Raw genomic sequence first — 14,795 nt, 5'->3', positions numbered from 1 at the left:
CTATGAACACCAGATGGAGCAGGATGCGGCTCGGCCGCGCCTCGCCCTTCAATTCAGACGCGAATGGGTCCCGGTCTTGCTTCGCAAACCGGGAGGACACTCATATGCGATTGCCCTGCCCCGCTGGGGGAGGAACTGTCTGATCCTCAGCCCTTGCCCATCATCTTGGCGCGCAGGCGGCGCATGCCGCCGAGCCAGCGGTCGTAGTCGGCGGTCTTGCGCTGCATGTAGGTCAGCACGACCGGATGCGGCAGGATCAGGAACTTTTCCTCGGCCAGGCCCTGGACGACGCTTTCGGCGACCTCGTCGGGGGTCAGCACCCCGTCGAGGTTCTGGGGCTGGGAGGCGGAGTCGCCTTGGCGCAGCATGGCGGTGTCCACGCCCTGCGGACACAGGATCGAGACCTTGATCCCCTGGTCGCCGTGGGTGATCGCCAGGGATTCGGCGAGGCCGACCGCCGCGTGCTTGGTGGTCGAATAGACCGCGCCGCCGATCTGCGACAGCAGCCCCGCCGCCGAAATGGTGTTGAGCAGATAGCCGCCGCCGCGCGCGGCCATGCCCGGCGTCACCGCGCGCGCCGCATGGACGTGGGCCATGACATTGACGTTCCAGGCGCGGTTCCACACCGCATCGGGCGAGGAGGCGGCGTTCTCCTTGTCCGGGTCGCCGTCGCCGACCCCGGCGTTGGAGCAGAAGAGGTCGACGCCGCCGTGGCGGGCCTCGACGTCGGAGACCAGAGCCGCCACCGCCGCCCCGTCGCTGACGTCCAGGGTGACCGCCTCGCCGCCGATCTCGCGGGCGACCGCGGCCGCGCCTTCGCCATTGCGGTCGGCGACGATCACCACCTTGGCGCCTTCCTTGGCGAAGCGGCGGGCCAGGGCCGCGCCGATCCCCTCCGCCGCGCCGGTCACGACGACGACCTTGTCCTTCACGTTCATTGGAATGTCTCTCTAGGCTTGGGCGTCGGCGTAGCCGGCGTAGGAATGCTTCAGGCTGGCGTGGTTGAGCAGCATCTCGGCCACCTGCTTCTGGCCGCCGGCGTCATAGACCCTGGTGCGCACCCAGTAGGATTCGGTGCGCTTGCTCTCGGCCAGGGCGACGATCTCGCGGCGCAGGACATACTCGTCGCCCACGAACAGCGGCCCGTCGATCACGCGGATCTCCTGGTCGGCGAACAGGCCCACAGCCGGCCCCTTCACCGGGAAGGCCGCCTCGCGGCTGGAATATTCGAAGAGGACGCTCAGCATCTCGAACGGGATGATCGCCCGGCCCCAGGGCGAGGCGGCGGCGTCGGAATACCAGGGCGAATTTTCGGTGATGACCGCCAGCTTCTGGTTCAGGCTGAACGGATAGAGCGCGCCCATGTTCTGGTCGGCGTCCATGCGCACGCGCTCCTCCTTGGCCCCGGTCATGCCGACCTTCAGGTCCTCCAGGATCAGCAGCTTGCCCGGCGGGCGCAGCGCCGCCATGCGGGTTTCCAGGAGGGTGGACTCGGTCCTCGCGCCGACGCTGGCGCTGGCCTCCAGCACCGGGGTTCCGTCGGCCTTTTGCGCCCAGACCCGCGTGACCGTCGCGCCCTCCGGCGGAATTTCGGCGAAGGCGCGGACCTCCTCGCCCTCGACCACCATGTTCAGGAAGTGGCTGGAGATGCAGCCGCTCTCGAACCAGCGCTGGCCCCAGATCTTGGCCAGCAGCGGCTGGAACTGGCTGAAATGGGTCGGCCCCTCGATCGGCCCGGCCCGGAAGCCCAGCTTCTCGGCCATGGCGTCGTCGTGGATGGAGGTGTGCCCGCCATACTCCTGGTCGGCCAGCATCTGGTGCGGTCGGCGCAGCGGCCCGGCCAGGCTCAGCGGCGTTGCAAAGCTCATCGGCGTCTCCTTCTCCCTGGGGCCATTCATAGACCGGCCGGGCGGAAAGCCGAACGATTGTTTGAATGGGCGGGCTTATGGGCGCAGGCGCAGGCGGTTCAAGGGAAACACCAAGACCACCAAGGACACCAAGACCACGAAGGGGTCGAGGCCTTGGAGACCCGAGCCATCGGCGGAGTGCGCCTTCGGCGCAGGCTTCTTGGTGGTCTTGGTGGTCTTGGTGATCTTGGTGTTGAATCTTCCTGACGCTCGCAGCGTCGAGGCGCCGCCCAAGCGCTCTCGATAAATGCTACCCCCGCCGCGCGTCGTAGATCGCCCGCTCCAGAGCGCGGGCGAAGTCGGCGCGTTCCAGGGGGCTGAGGGCGGCGGCGATGCTGGCGTGGCGGCCGGACATGGCCAGGCGGACAGCGTGCACCACCTCGTCCTCGTCGATCTCCAGGGCGACGCGGGTGAAGGCGGTGGGGCTTTCCCAGACGACCTGGCTGGTCTTGGGCGTTTCGCGCACCACCTTGACCGCGCGGGGCGTCACCAGCACCCGCTCGATGCGCTTGGCGGCCGCATAGCTGGCGGCGAAGGCGGCGATCACGGCCAGCACGTCCAGCCCCAGGAACACCGGCACATAGGTCGCGCCCATCGACAGGAAGACCCCGGCGGCGACGCAGTTGAACAGGGTGACGATCGAGATCAGCACGATGAAGCCCCGCTGCGAAAGCGAGCGGTTCGGGGTGATCACGGCGTCCATATAGACGGGGCTGTCCATGGCGGGCCGCACTTTAGTCCGGTTTCGCGCGATGCAAAGACCGCCTCTTGGCGGAAAGGCCGATGCGGGCGATGGTCCGCGCGCCATGGCCAAGCCCGTCAAGACAAAGCGCCTCAGCCCCGCCGAGAAGGCGCGGATCGAGGAACTGTTCCATCGCTTCCAGTCGCTGAGCGACGATCCGCGCACCGAACTCGACTACGACAGTCCCTATACGCTGGTGGTGGCCGTGGCGCTGTCGGCCCAGGCGACCGACGTTTCGGTCAACAAGGCGACGGCTAGGCTGTTCCAGGTGGCCGACACTCCGCAGAAGATGCTGGAGCTGGGGGAAGAGGGGCTGATCCCCTACATCGCCTCGATCGGCCTCTATCGCACCAAGGCCAAGAACGTCATCGCCGCGGCGAAGATCATCCTGGAGCAGCACGGCGGCGAGGTGCCGCTGGACCGCGCGGCGCTGATGGCCCTGCCCGGCGTCGGCCGCAAGACCGCCAGCGTGGTGCTGAACGAGTTGCGGGTGGAGCCGGCCATCGCGGTCGACACCCACGTCTTCCGCGTCTCGCACCGCCTGGGCCTCTCGACCGGCAAGACCCCGGACCAGGTCGAGGCCGACCTGATGGCCATCGTGCCGGAGCCCTATCTCACCCGCGCCCATCACTGGCTGATCCTGCACGGGCGCTACACCTGCGTCGCGCGCAAGCCCAAGTGCCTGGAGTGCCCGGTCGCCGACCTCTGCCCGTCGAAGAAGCTGTTCGTCTAGGCGACTTGCGAGCCGCGACGCCGCCTTGGGCCATTGCCGAACGTCCTCGGCGCGCCCTAATCCTCGACCATGGCCAGCCACCTGCCGCTCAACGCTCTGCGGGTCTTCGAAGCCTGCGCCCGCCATGGGAGCTTCCTCAGCGCCGCTGAGGAGCTCGGCGTCACGCCCGGCGCGGTCTCGCGTCACATCAAGGGGCTGGAAGCGGACCTGGAGGTCCGGCTGTTCGACCGCTTCAATCGCGCGGTGCGGCTGACGGCGGCGGGCGAGCAACTGTCCGTCGGGGTGCGCCAGGGACTTTCGACCCTGCAGTCGGCGGTCGACGCGGCGCGCTCCAAGCGCGACGCCCCGCTGGTGGTGACCGTGCTGCACTCCCTGGCCGCACGCTGGCTGGTGCCGCGCCTGCACGATTTCCAGCGCCGCTATCCGGACGTGCAGATCATGGTCGCGGCCTCCGACTTTCCCGCCGACCTGGCGCACGACAACATCGACGTCGCCATCCGCCTGGGCCGCGGACCCTATCCCGGCCTGCACGCGACCTTGCTGTTCAACACCGTCATGGAGCCGGTGTGCAGTCCCGGCTTCGTCCAGAAGTACGGGCCGTTCATCCATCCCAACGACCTGGCCGGCGCCCCGCTGCTGCACGACGTCCTCATGCTGCCGGAGGAGCCGGACTGGGCCGACTGGCTGGCGGCCGCAGGCGCCGACCGGGTCGACCCGAAGCCGGGACCGCGGTTCTCCAACACCTATCTGGCGGTAGAAGCGGCGCTGGCCGACCGCGGCATGGCGTTCGCCCACCGCGCCATGGTCATCGACGACCTGGCCAGCGGCCGGCTGGTCCAGCCCTTCCACATCTCGGTGCCCAGCCCGTTCAGCCACTGGATCCTCTCCCTGCCGGAAAAGGCCGAGCAGCCGAACATCCGCCGCTTCCGCGCCTGGCTGCTGGAGCAGGCGCAGGCCGACGGCCTGGCCGAACCCAGTTGATCTGAAGTCAATTGATGGGAGGTAAGCTCGTTTGCGCGAGCGGGCCTGAACAGCCATTGTAATGGTGTTCATCGCTGTAGGAGCCTCCTCCATGACCTACACCTATGCTCAACCGATGGTCCTTCCGCGCGGGGATATGCTGCGCGACGTGGTCCTGGTGCTGGCCATCGCGGTCATCGCCGCCCCCCTGGCGGTCATCGCGCTTGGCGCCTGACGGGTCGGGCCGACGCCTCCTCCTCCCACGCGTCGGCCCGGCTTCGTCGGGTCCGGCAAGACCGCGACTTCTGGCGCGCGGCTTGCAATGATCGGGCTTTGAACAACGCGGCGTCCCGCCGCCGGTCGCCGGATGCCTGACGAAAGACCCGAACCCGCCGCCCCCACGCCGCGCCCCGCGCGCGGGATCAACTGGCGCGCGGCGGCCATCGCCGCAGTGGTGACGGTCAACCTCTTCCTGGGCGGCTGGTTCGCGCTGGACCGGCTGGTGCTGCGCGACCTGCCCCAGGTTCCCGACAAGGAGGCGCTGTGGTCGCTGGGCCGCCCGCCCGGCGTAACCTTCGTCGGTCCGGACGGCCAGGTGGTCGGCCGCCGCGGCCCGCGCCACGGCGCGCCGGCGCGGCTGGGCGAGCTGCCGCAGCATGTGCCGCTGGCCTTCCTGGCCATCGAGGACCGGCGGTTCTACCAGCATGGGGCGATGGACGCGCGCGGCGCCCTGCGCGCCCTGGCGGTCAACCTGAAGGCCGGCCACACGGTCCAGGGCGGTTCGACCATCAGCCAGCAACTGGCCCGCAACCTCTTCCTGGCGCCCGACCAGACCCTGCGCCGCAAGGTCCAGGAAATCGCCCTGGCCGCCCAGCTCGAGCACATCCTGACCAAGGACGAGATGCTGGAGCTCTATCTCAACCGCATCTATTTCGGCGAACGCGCCTATGGGCTGACCGCCGCGGCCGAGACCTATTTCGGCAAGCCGCCGCAGGACCTGACCCTCTCCGAGGCCGCGGTCCTGGCCGCCCTGCCGCGCGCGCCCACCCGCCTGTCGCCCGCCAACGATCCGGCCGCCGCCTGGGCGCGCGGCCGCGTGGTGCTGCGCCGGCTGGCGGAGATGAAGTGGATCGATCAGGGCCTGGTGCAGGCCGCCCTGGACGCCCCGCCGCCGCCGCTCGCCCGCCTGGCCGGCCAGGGCGAGGGCGACATGGCCTGGGCCTTCGACGCCGCCGCGACCGAGGCCGCCCAACGGGTAGGCGCCGGCACGCCCGACCTGGTGGTCCAGATCACCGTCGACCCGCGGGCCCAGGCCCTGGCCGGCGACATCGTGCGCCGCACCCTGGCCCGCGAAGGCCGCGCCCGCGGCGCGCGCCAGGCTGCACTGGTCGCCCTGGCCCCCGACGGCGCGGTGCGCGCCATGATCGGCGGCGCCGACCATGGGGCCAGCCCTTTCAACCGCGTCACCCAGGCCCGCCGCCAGCCCGGCTCGGCCTTCAAGCCCATCGTCTGGGCCGCCGCCCTCGACGCCGGAGTGCGGCCGATGGACTGGCGCGAGGACGCGCCGATCCGCATCGGCGGCTGGCGACCGGCCAATTACGGCGGCGGCTATCACGGCATGATCTCGGTGCAGCGGGCGCTGCAGCTCTCGATCAACACCGTCGCGGTGCGGCTGGCGCGCGAGGCCGGGCTGGACGAGGTCGGCGATCTCGCCCGCCGCTTCGGTCTCTCCGGCATGCCGGCCCATCCCGGCGGCTCCATCGCCCTGGGGGCCTACGAGGTCACGCCGCTAGAGTTGGCGGGCGCTTACCAGGTGCTGCAAAGCGGCGGCGGCCAGACCCGCCCCTATCTGGTCGCGCGCATCACCGACGCCCGCGGCAAGCTGCTCTACGACCGGCCGCCCAGCGCCGCCGTGCCGATCTATCCGACCTATCAGGCCGCCCAGATGGTGCAGATGATGCGCGGCGTGATCCTGGCCGGCACCGGCAAGGAGGCCGCCTTCGGACGCCTGGCCGCCGGCAAGACCGGCACCAGCCAGAACCACCGCGACGCCTGGTTCGTGGGGTTCACGCCGCAGTGGCTGGCCGCCGTCTGGGTGGGCGACGACGCTGGCCGCCCCATGGCCCGCGTCACCGGCGGTCAGATCCCGGCCCACATCTGGCGCGACTTCATGAGCGCCGTGCACAAGGGCCTGCCCGACGAGGAGTTCGCCTGGTTCCCGGCCCTGCCGCCGCCGCTCTATGTGGAAGAACCGGCGCCGCCCGCCCCCGTGCGGGACGCTTTCGGCAAGGACGCCTTCGGCCAGGTCCGCCGCAACGCCATGGCCACCGCCATCGACGCCGCCGACCCCGACCCGGTCTCCTGGGACGAGATTCCGTACTGAGGCGCGGGACGACACCGATGAGCGTGCGCGGTGGCTGCGCCGAGCCCTATCCCTTGCCCGGAGCGGCGGAGGCGAGTTTCCAGCGGAGCTTGCCGCCGCTGTCGGCGCGGGCCTGGCCCATCAACACGATCTGCTGGGTGCGGCGGGGCTTGCCTTCCTCGAAATAGACGCTGGTCTCGATATCGGCGGAATGGGCGTCGCTGCGCAGCCACCAGCCGTGGTGGTCCTCGCCCGACCGCAACAGGACGCTCTTGCCGTCGCGCGCCAGGCTGGCGGCGACGTCGGGGTGGACGTGAAAGCGGACCTTGTAAGGGATGAAGCGCCGCCCGGCCTCGCCCAGCTCGCCCGCATGTGCGGGGACCAGCACGTCCTCGCCCCGCAGTTCGTCGGCCGCAAGGTCGAGATAGAGCCGCCGCTCGTGGCGCAGGCCGAAGCGCCGCACCCAGCCGTCGTGGGCCAGTTCCAGCCAGACCGCGCCCTCGGCCTCGTGACGGGCGGCCTCGACATGGGCGCAGGCGCCGACCAGCCGCGGGCCCAGCGCGCGGGCGCGGAACCCGCGCAACGGCTCGCCGCAGGGCTGGTCGGCCAGCGACAGGGTGGAGGAGGCGTCGACCAACCGCAGGGCCGGCGGGCCGGAGGCCTCGGGCGACCAGGCGCTGGCCGCGATCATCCGCCGGCCTTCAGCCAGCACCTCCAGCGCCAGGGGCTGGGCGCAGGCGGTGACGCTCCACGGCCCCCCGGCCGGGGCGGCGGCGTCGACCACCACCTGCAGATTGGCGCTCTCCATCCGATGATAGCCGTTGCGCGCGGCCGGCGGTTTGCCGGCGGCGGGGTCGGCGCTGGCGCGGGCGGCGGCGACGTAGCGGCCGCTGCCGGCCTCGCCGCCCTGCAGTTCGGGCAAGGCGCCGTCCGCCAGGGTGAAGAACCGCACGGCGCCGGCCAGGCGGTCGATGGCGCGCAGGGCCTCGTCCGGGGTCGGCCAGCCGCGGCGCGTCAGGGCTTCGTCGAGGATGCGCAGGTCCAGCAGCAGCTCCAGCGCCGCGCGCGGGCAGCGGCTGGCGTGGCCGCCGTCGGGCAGCACGGTGACCGGCAGCGCCGAGGTCAACCGCATCAGCGCCTTCTCGGTCAGCCGCTCGCCGGCCTCCCCGCTCAGGGCCAGGCCGGCGATGGCGCTCACGCAGGCGCGCTCGGCCGCCCGCGCCGGCCCTTCGGCCAGGGAGACCAGGTGACGGGCCTGCCGCGCCAGGTCGAGGGCGAGCTGGGCGGTCTGAGTCTCGGAGGCCTGGCCCGCCATGGCCCGGACGCCGCAGGCCATGTGCAGCACCCGGCGCTCCAGCACTTCGGGGCTCCAGGAAAAGGCGTTCCATTTGCCGAACAGCGCCTGCCAGCCCTGCGTCAGGCGCAGGGCCTCGACCGCGCCTTCGTCGCCCACGGCCAGCAGGTCGCGCATCCAGTCGAAACCGTGCAGGCCGACCGCGAAGCCGTGGCTGGGGCTCGGCCGGTCCCAGGGATCGCCGCCCGCGCCGACCTCCAGCACAACGCCGGAAAAGACATAGCGGCCAGCCAGCACGCCGCGGCCGATCTGCGCATCGGCAGGGCGCAGGTCGCGTGGGCCGGACATGGCCAGCCCTTCGGGCCGTGGCCGCGCCAGCATCGCCCGGTGCAGGGGCGAGCCGGCCCAGTCCCGCCGCGCCTGCCGCGCCAGGCCGTGCAGAAGGGCCTGGCCCCAGAGGGCGGCCGGGTGATCGGAAATCGCCGGAGGCGGACCGGCCACGCGGTCAGCCGCCCTTCAGGGCGCGAATGTTCTCGGCGTACTTCGCAGGCCCGCCCTTGAAGACGGCGGTGCCGGCCACCAGGGCGGTGGCCCCGGCCGCGACGCAAAGGGGGGCGGTCTCCGGCGTCACCCCGCCGTCGACCTCCAGTTCGATCGCCTTGCCGCTGGCGTCGATCATCGCCCGCAGCGCCTCGATCTTGCGAAGCTGCGAGTGCATGAACTTCTGGCCGCCGAAGCCGGGGTTGATCGACATCACCAGGATCAGGTCGATCTCGTCCATCATCCACTGGATGACGGAAGGGTCGGTCGACGGGTTGAACACCACGCCCGCCTTGGCGCCCAGCTCGCGGATGCGCTTGAGCGAGCGGTTGAGGTGCGGCCCGGCCTCCGGATGGACGCTGATGATGTCGGCGCCCGCCTCGCGGAACGCCTCCAGATAGGGGTCGGCCGGCGAGATCATCAGATGCACGTCGAAGGGGATCGTGGCGTGCGGGCGCAGGGCTTTGACGATGTCGGGGCCGAGCGTGATGTTCGGGACGAAGTGGCCGTCCATCACGTCGACATGCACCCAGTCGGCGCCGGCCGCCTGGATGGCGGCGACTTCTTCGCCTAGCCGCGCGAAGTCGCTGGCCAGGATGGACGGGGCGATGATCGGTTTGAACGTCATGCGGGAGGCTTAGCCAAGCCCGCCCGCGGGGACAAGCTCAGGACTCGCGTTTCAGGCGAGCGACGTAGAAGCCGTCCTGCCCGCCGGGCCGATGGTGCGGCAGGAGGCGCAAGGTTCCGTCGGCGCGCAGGCTGATCTGCGGCGCGCCCGCCTCGCCCGGGCCGACCGGTTCGATGGCGAAGCCGCCGCGACGGGACAGGAAGGCGGCGATCTGGGCCTCGCCCTCCTCCGGCTCCAGCGAGCAGACGCAATAGACGAGGCGGCCGCCCGGCTTCACCCGGCCGGCGGCGGAATCCAGCAGTCGGCTCTGCACCGCAGCCAGGGCCGCCACGTCGCCGGGCCGCGCCGCCCACAGCACGTCCGGATGGCGGCGATAGGTGCCGGTGGCGCTGCAGGGCGCGTCCAGCAACACCGCGTCGAAGGCGCGCGCGTCGTCCCATTCGCCGGCGTCGCCGGCGACGGTCTCGGCGGTCAGGCCCATGCGCGCCAGGTTCTCGCCCACCCGCTTCAGCCGCGCGGCCGAACGGTCGAGCGCGACCACCTCGGCCCCCGCGGCGGCCAGTTGCAGGGTCTTGCCGCCCGGCGCAGCGCAGAGGTCGAGCGCGCTCATGCCCGGCCCCGCCTCCAGCAGCCGGGCGGGAATGGCCGCGCTGGCGTCCTGCACCCACCAGCGGCCCTCGCCATAGGCCGGCCAGGCGGCGACATCGCCCTTGCGCGCGGTGCGCAGGGTCGGGCCGGAGAGGATTTCGGCGTCCAGGGCCTGCGCCAGCGCCTCGGCGTCGGGGACCGTCTTAGGTGTGAGGTCGGTGGCCGGCTCGTCGGCGATCAGCGCCGCCATGGCATGGGCCGCCTCGGCGCCGTAGGCCGCGACCCAGCGGGCATAGAGCCAGGGCGGGCAGAGGGTTTCCGGCTCGTCCAGCTTGGGCGGATCGCGCAGCAGACCGCGCAGCACCCCGTTCACCAGCCCCTTGAAGGCGCGGGTCGAGGAATGGCTGGCGGCCAGGTCGACGCTGGTCGTGACCGCCGCGAAGGCTGGCGTGTCCATCAGGAAGGCCTGGGCGACGCCGATCCGCAGGATGTTCCGCACCGCCTCGGGCGGCGGCTTGGCCAGCCGTGCGTCCAGGGCCAGCTCGATCGGCCCCAGCCGCCGCAAGGTCGCCATGGCCAGGGCCATGGCGAAGCCGCGGTCGCGCGGGTCCAGGTTGCGGAATCCGGGCCGGCTCAGGGCCTCGTCCAAGCCCGACCGCCGGGTCAGGGCGGAGGAAACGATGTCGATGGCCGCCCGCCGCGCCGGCAGGCCGATGTCGCGCTCTTCAGTCACGGCGGGGGCGTGCCCTCAATGGCCGCGCGACGCAAGGACAATCGCGCCAGGCCCCCTTCGCAGTCCAGCCGCAGGTGGCGCAGGCGGCCGCGAAGGCTTAGATCGGGAGCATGGATGACGCCCCGCCCCCCAACGCCGCGCCCGGCAAGACGCTGACGCCCGCCGCCCGCCGCGCCCTGGAAGAAGCCGCCGCCCGCCAAGCGGCCGAGGCGCAGGCGGCCGCGCGCGCCGCCGAGCTGGGCGGCCCCGCCGGTCCCGAGCCGACGCGGTTCGGCGACTGGGAACGCAAGGGCATAGCGGTTGATTTCTAAACCCTGACGTTCCCGCGACAGGGGCAAGGCGTCGCCGGACGTGGAAGGGGCCGCTAGGCTTTGGCCCACCCTGATCTCGCGGAGAGGCCCCATGCGCCGCACCCTGATCCTTGGCCTGGCCGTCGCGGCCCTGGCCGGAACCGCCAGCGCCCAGAGCTACCAGTCCTGGGGCGACGCCCGCGAGGGCGGTTATCGCATCGTCCATGGCGACCCCAACGGCCCGGGCGAATATTACGAGGAAGAGGTCTATCGCCGCGCCCTGCCGCAGCCGCCTCCCCCGCCGCCGGCCTATTACGCCTATGACGACGGCTATCGCGAGGGCGGCCAGCGTCCCTGCGGCTGCGGCGGCGAGGGCGGATACGAGGTTCCGACCTACGGCTACGCGTCCCAGAACCATGGATGGCCCGGCCAGGGCTGCTGCATCGCCGGCGGCGAGTTGCGCTTCGGCTATCTCGGCTCGGGCCACCATGCCGGCGGGGTCGGCTATGGCGACGGCCGCAACTATCACGGCGGCGGAGGCGGCTATTACTATGGCGGCGGCTACGCCCGTTCCGGCGCCTGGGCCAGCTCCAGCGCGCGGGCCTATTCCTCGTCTTCGTCCTCGACCCGCGTACAGGTGCGCTGAGGCGACGCCGTCCCGGCCCGCGAACGAGCCGAGGCGGCGCCAGGCCGGTCAGGCCTGCATGGTCCAGCCTTCGACGCCCATCGCGGCCTGACGGCCGGCTTCCGAGCGGGTCGGGTGCGGGTGGCAGACGCGGGCGATGTCCTCGCTGGCGGCCTTGAAGGCCATGGCCACGCAGTATTCGCCGATCATCTCGCCGGCCTGCGGGCCGATGATGTGGACGCCGAGGATCTCGTCGGTCTTGGCGTCGGCGACGACCTTGGCGAAGCCCTCGGTCTCGTGGTTGATCTTGGCGCGGCTGTTGGCGGTGAAGGGGAACTTGCCGACCTTGTAGGCCACGCCCTTCTCCTTGAGCTGCTCCTCGGTCTGACCGACCCAGGCCACTTCCGGATAGGTGTAGACCACGCTGGGAACCAGGTCGTAGTCCACGTGGCCGTACTTGCCGGCGATGGTCTCGATGCAGGCGACCGCGTCTTCCTCGGCCTTGTGGGCCAGCATCGGGCCGTGGATGGCGTCGCCGATGGCCCAGACGCCCGGCGCGCTGGTCTTGAAGTGATCCGTTTCGATGAAACCGCGCTTGTCCGGCGTGATCCCGACGCTCTCCAGGCCAAGGCCCTCGGTGTAGGGACGCCGGCCGATGGCGACCAGGACGTAGTCGGCTTCCAGGGTTTCGGGCGCGCCGCCGGCCACCGGCTCGACGGCCAGCGAGACGCCCTTCTTCCCGGCGGCGGCGCCGGTGACCTTGGCGCCCAGCTTGAACTCCACGCCCTGCTTGGTCAGCGAGCGCTGAAAGGCCTTGGCGGTCTCGGCGTCCATGCCAGGCGTGATGCGGTCGAGGAACTCGACCACCGTGACCTTGGCGCCCAGGCGCCGCCACACCGAGCCGAGCTCCAGGCCGATGATGCCGGCGCCGATGACGATCAGGCTCTTGGGCACTTCCGGCAGCGACAGGGCGCCGGTGGAATCGACGATCCGCTCGTTGTCGATGACGACGCCCGGCAGCGGGGTCGGCTCCGAGCCGGTGGCGATGACGATGTTCTTGGCTTCGAGCGTGGTGACCGAGCCGTCCTCGGCCGCGACCTCGACCTTGCCGGCGCCGACGATCTTGCCCGCGCCCTTCACCCAATCCACCTTGTTCTTCTTGAACAGGAACTCGATGCCCTTGGTCAGGGCGCTCACCGACTCGGCCTTCTGCTTCATCATCTGCACGAGGTTCAGCTTGGGCTTCACCTCGATACCGAGGGTGGCGAACTCGGCCCCGGCGGCTTCGTAGAGTTCCGAGGCGTGCAGCAGCGCCTTGGAGGGCATGCAGCCGACGTTCAGGCAGGTGCCGCCCAGCGTCCCGCGCTTTTCGACCACCGCCGCCTTCAGGCCGAGCTGACCCGCGCGGATGCCGGCGTTGTAGCCGCCGGGACCGCCGCCGATGATGATGACGTCGTATTGAGCCATTGCTCTGATCCAGTCCTTGGCAAAACGGCGAGGCGCAAAGCCCCGCCGTCATGAAATACGTTCGCCGGGTGGGGCGAGCTTAGACGTCCAGCAGCAGGCGCTGCGGGTCTTCGATGGCTTCCTTGACCTTCACCAGGAAGGTCACCGCGCCCTGGCCGTCGACGATGCGGTGATCGTAGCTGAGCGCCAGGTACATCATCGGCCGGATCACCACCTGGCCGTTCACGGCCATCGGGCGTTCCTGGATCTTGTGCATGCCGAGGATGCCGGACTGCGGCGCATTGAGGATCGGCGTCGACATCAGCGAGCCATAGACCCCGCCGTTCGAGATGGTGAAGGTGCCGCCCTGCAGGTCTTCCAGGGCCAGCGCCCCGTCGCGCGCCTTCTTGCCGAGGGCGCCGATGCCCTTCTCGATGCCGGCCAGCGACAGCTCGTCGGCATCGCGCAGCACCGGAACCACCAGGCCCTTGTCGGTGCCGACCGCGACCCCGATGTCGTAGTGGTTCTTGTAGATGACGTCTGTGCCGTCGATCTCGGCGTTGACGTCCGGCACGTGCTTCAGGCCGTGGATCACCGCCTTCACGAAGAAGCTCATGAAGCCGAGCTTGACGCCGTGGCTCTTCTCGAAACCGTCCTTGTACTGATTGCGCAGGGCCATGACCGCGCTCATGTCGACCTCGTTGAAGGTCGTGAGCATGGCCGCGGCGTTCTGGGCTTCCTTCAGGCGGCGCGCAATGGTCTGGCGCAGGCGGGTCATGCGGACCCGCTCCTCGCGCTCGTGGATCTCGCGCGGGGCGGCTGGAGCGGCGGGCGCGGCCGGCGCGTTGGCGCGGGCTTCCAGAGCGGCCAGGGCGTCGCCCTTGGTCACGCGGCCGCCCTTGCCGGAACCGGCGATCGACCCGGTGTCGAGGTTGTTCTCGGCGACGATCCGCTGAGCCGACGGAGCCAGGGGCGCAGCCGCGGCCGGAGCGGCGGCGGGCGCGGGCTTGGGCGCCTCGGCCTTCGGAGCTTCGGCCTTGGGAGCGGGCGCAGCCGCCGGCGCGGCGGCCACGGCGCCTTCGGCCAGGCGGCCGAGGACCGCGCCCGGCTCGACCGTCGCGCCCTCTTCGGCGGCGATGTATTCCAGCACGCCGTCCGCCGGGGCCGCCACTTCCAGACTGACCTTGTCGGTCTCGAGTTCGACGAGGATCTCGTCCTTGCGGACCGCCTCACCGGCCTTCTTCGTCCAGCGCGCGACCGTCGCCTCGGTGACGGACTCGCCCAGGGCGGGGGTCATGATGTCGGCCATAGGGGATCCTGTCTCTCTTTCGCTCTGTTCTTGTCGGTTGGTTTCGCGGCGCCTAGGCGAAGGCGTCCGCGAGGAAGTTCTGCAGTTCTCTCATGTGGCGGCTCATCAGGCCCGCGGCGGTCGAGGCCGAGGCCGGGCGGCCCACATAGCGGGCGCGCTTGGCCTTGACCTTCAGCCGGTCGAGGGTGAGCTCCAGCCACGGGTCGACGAACGTCCAGCCGCCCATGTTCTTCGGCTCTTCCTGGCACCAGACCAGTTCGGCGTTCGGGAAGCGGCTGAGTTCGGTCGACAGCGACTTCACCGGCCACGGATAGAACTGCTCGAGGCGCATAATATAGACGTCGTCCACGCCCTTTTCCTCACGCGCGTCGAGCAGGTCGTAATAGACCTTGCCCGAGCAGAGGACGACGCGGCGGATCTTCTCCGGCGCGACCAGCTTGACCGAGGTGTTGATCCCGCGCTCGGCGTCGTCGTTCAGCACGCGGTGGAAGGACGAACCCTCGGCCAGGTCGGCCAGGGTCGAGGTCGCCTTCTTGTGCCGCAGCAGCGACTTCGGCGTCATGACGATCAGCGGCTTGCGGAACTCGCGGCGCATCTGACGGCGCAGGACGTGGAAGTAGTTGGCCGGGGTCGAGCAG

General features: G+C 70.8%; 14 protein-coding genes and 1 pseudogene. 6 read left to right on the top strand and 9 right to left on the bottom strand.

All coding sequences use genetic code 11. The annotated features are described in order from the left end of the window. Positions 1 to 146: 146 nt before the first annotated feature. The 3 genes from ACE3TL_RS13850 to ACE3TL_RS13840 all read right to left on the bottom strand — a co-directional run bounded on the left by ACE3TL_RS13850 (position 147) and on the right by ACE3TL_RS13840 (position 2,628). Positions 147 to 938 (bottom strand): SDR family oxidoreductase, encoded by a 792-nt coding sequence (locus ACE3TL_RS13850; RefSeq protein ID WP_374579267.1) that lies wholly within the window; start codon positions 936 to 938, stop codon positions 147 to 149. 12 nt (positions 939 to 950) lie between these two features. After that, positions 951 to 1,868 (bottom strand): hypothetical protein, encoded by a 918-nt coding sequence (locus ACE3TL_RS13845; RefSeq protein WP_374579266.1) that lies wholly within the window; start codon positions 1,866 to 1,868, stop codon positions 951 to 953. Positions 1,869 to 2,157: 289 nt separating this feature from the next. Beyond that, on the bottom strand, positions 2,158 to 2,628 hold the full coding sequence (locus ACE3TL_RS13840) for a DUF2244 domain-containing protein (RefSeq protein WP_374579265.1): 471 nt from the start codon (positions 2,626 to 2,628) through the stop codon (positions 2,158 to 2,160). An 85-nt stretch (positions 2,629 to 2,713) separates the two neighbouring features. On the opposite strand from ACE3TL_RS13840, the gene nth reads away from it, so the two are divergent. From nth to ACE3TL_RS13820, 4 genes are all read left to right on the top strand, one after another. Further along, positions 2,714 to 3,382, top strand: coding sequence for an endonuclease III (gene nth / locus ACE3TL_RS13835; RefSeq protein ID WP_374579264.1), 669 nt, complete (start codon positions 2,714 to 2,716; stop codon positions 3,380 to 3,382). Between the two features lie 69 nt (positions 3,383 to 3,451). Further along, the gene (gcvA, locus tag ACE3TL_RS13830) at positions 3,452 to 4,363 is read left to right on the top strand and encodes a transcriptional regulator GcvA (RefSeq protein ID WP_374579263.1); all 912 of its coding nucleotides are present in this window, start codon (positions 3,452 to 3,454) and stop codon (positions 4,361 to 4,363) included. 91 nt (positions 4,364 to 4,454) lie between these two features. After that, on the top strand, positions 4,455 to 4,577 hold the full coding sequence (locus tag ACE3TL_RS13825) for a hypothetical protein (protein ID WP_374579262.1): 123 nt from the start codon (positions 4,455 to 4,457) through the stop codon (positions 4,575 to 4,577). Positions 4,578 to 4,709: 132 nt separating this feature from the next. After that, positions 4,710 to 6,725, top strand: coding sequence for a transglycosylase domain-containing protein (locus ACE3TL_RS13820; protein WP_374579261.1), 2,016 nt, complete (start codon positions 4,710 to 4,712; stop codon positions 6,723 to 6,725). Positions 6,726 to 6,771: 46 nt separating this feature from the next. Here ACE3TL_RS13820 and ACE3TL_RS13815 read toward each other — a convergent pair whose 3' ends face one another. The 3 genes from ACE3TL_RS13815 to ACE3TL_RS13805 are packed head-to-tail and all read right to left on the bottom strand — an operon-like array spanning position 6,772 to position 10,487. Then, entirely contained in the window at positions 6,772 to 8,499 is a 1,728-nt protein-coding gene (locus ACE3TL_RS13815; protein ID WP_374579260.1) for a heparinase II/III family protein, read from the bottom strand. A 4-nt stretch (positions 8,500 to 8,503) separates the two neighbouring features. Beyond that, complete coding sequence (gene rpe, locus ACE3TL_RS13810) at positions 8,504 to 9,166, bottom strand: ribulose-phosphate 3-epimerase (RefSeq protein WP_374579259.1); 663 nt, start codon at positions 9,164 to 9,166, stop codon at positions 8,504 to 8,506. A 37-nt stretch (positions 9,167 to 9,203) separates the two neighbouring features. Next, entirely contained in the window at positions 9,204 to 10,487 is a 1,284-nt protein-coding gene (locus ACE3TL_RS13805) for an RsmB/NOP family class I SAM-dependent RNA methyltransferase (RefSeq protein WP_374579258.1), read from the bottom strand. A gap of 110 nt (positions 10,488 to 10,597) precedes the next feature. Here ACE3TL_RS13805 and ACE3TL_RS13800 point away from each other — a divergent pair, with 110 nt between their 5' ends. Together ACE3TL_RS13800 and ACE3TL_RS13795 are read left to right on the top strand one after the other, a co-directional pair. Then, positions 10,598 to 10,798, top strand: coding sequence for a DUF1674 domain-containing protein (locus ACE3TL_RS13800; RefSeq protein ID WP_374579257.1), 201 nt, complete (start codon positions 10,598 to 10,600; stop codon positions 10,796 to 10,798). Positions 10,799 to 10,889: 91 nt separating this feature from the next. Further along, on the top strand, positions 10,890 to 11,423 hold the full coding sequence (locus ACE3TL_RS13795; protein WP_374579256.1) for a hypothetical protein: 534 nt from the start codon (positions 10,890 to 10,892) through the stop codon (positions 11,421 to 11,423). A 48-nt stretch (positions 11,424 to 11,471) separates the two neighbouring features. Here the strand turns inward: ACE3TL_RS13795 and lpdA are convergent, their stop codons facing one another. From lpdA to sucA, 3 genes and pseudogenes are all read right to left on the bottom strand, one after another. Then, the gene (lpdA, locus tag ACE3TL_RS13790; RefSeq protein ID WP_374579255.1) at positions 11,472 to 12,869 is read right to left on the bottom strand and encodes a dihydrolipoyl dehydrogenase; all 1,398 of its coding nucleotides are present in this window, start codon (positions 12,867 to 12,869) and stop codon (positions 11,472 to 11,474) included. Between the two features lie 79 nt (positions 12,870 to 12,948). Further along, entirely contained in the window at positions 12,949 to 14,157 is a 1,209-nt protein-coding gene (gene odhB / locus ACE3TL_RS13785) for a 2-oxoglutarate dehydrogenase complex dihydrolipoyllysine-residue succinyltransferase (RefSeq protein ID WP_374579254.1), read from the bottom strand. A gap of 52 nt (positions 14,158 to 14,209) precedes the next feature. Further along, positions 14,210 to 14,795 (bottom strand): annotated as a pseudogene (sucA, locus tag ACE3TL_RS13780) (2-oxoglutarate dehydrogenase E1 component); the annotation flags it as partial.

Source organism: Phenylobacterium sp., assembly GCF_041920015.1.
Classification (GTDB): domain Bacteria; phylum Pseudomonadota; class Alphaproteobacteria; order Caulobacterales; family Caulobacteraceae; genus Phenylobacterium.
Note: the sequence above shows the minus strand (reverse complement) of the source record. Positions and strands in the feature narration are given on the sequence as shown.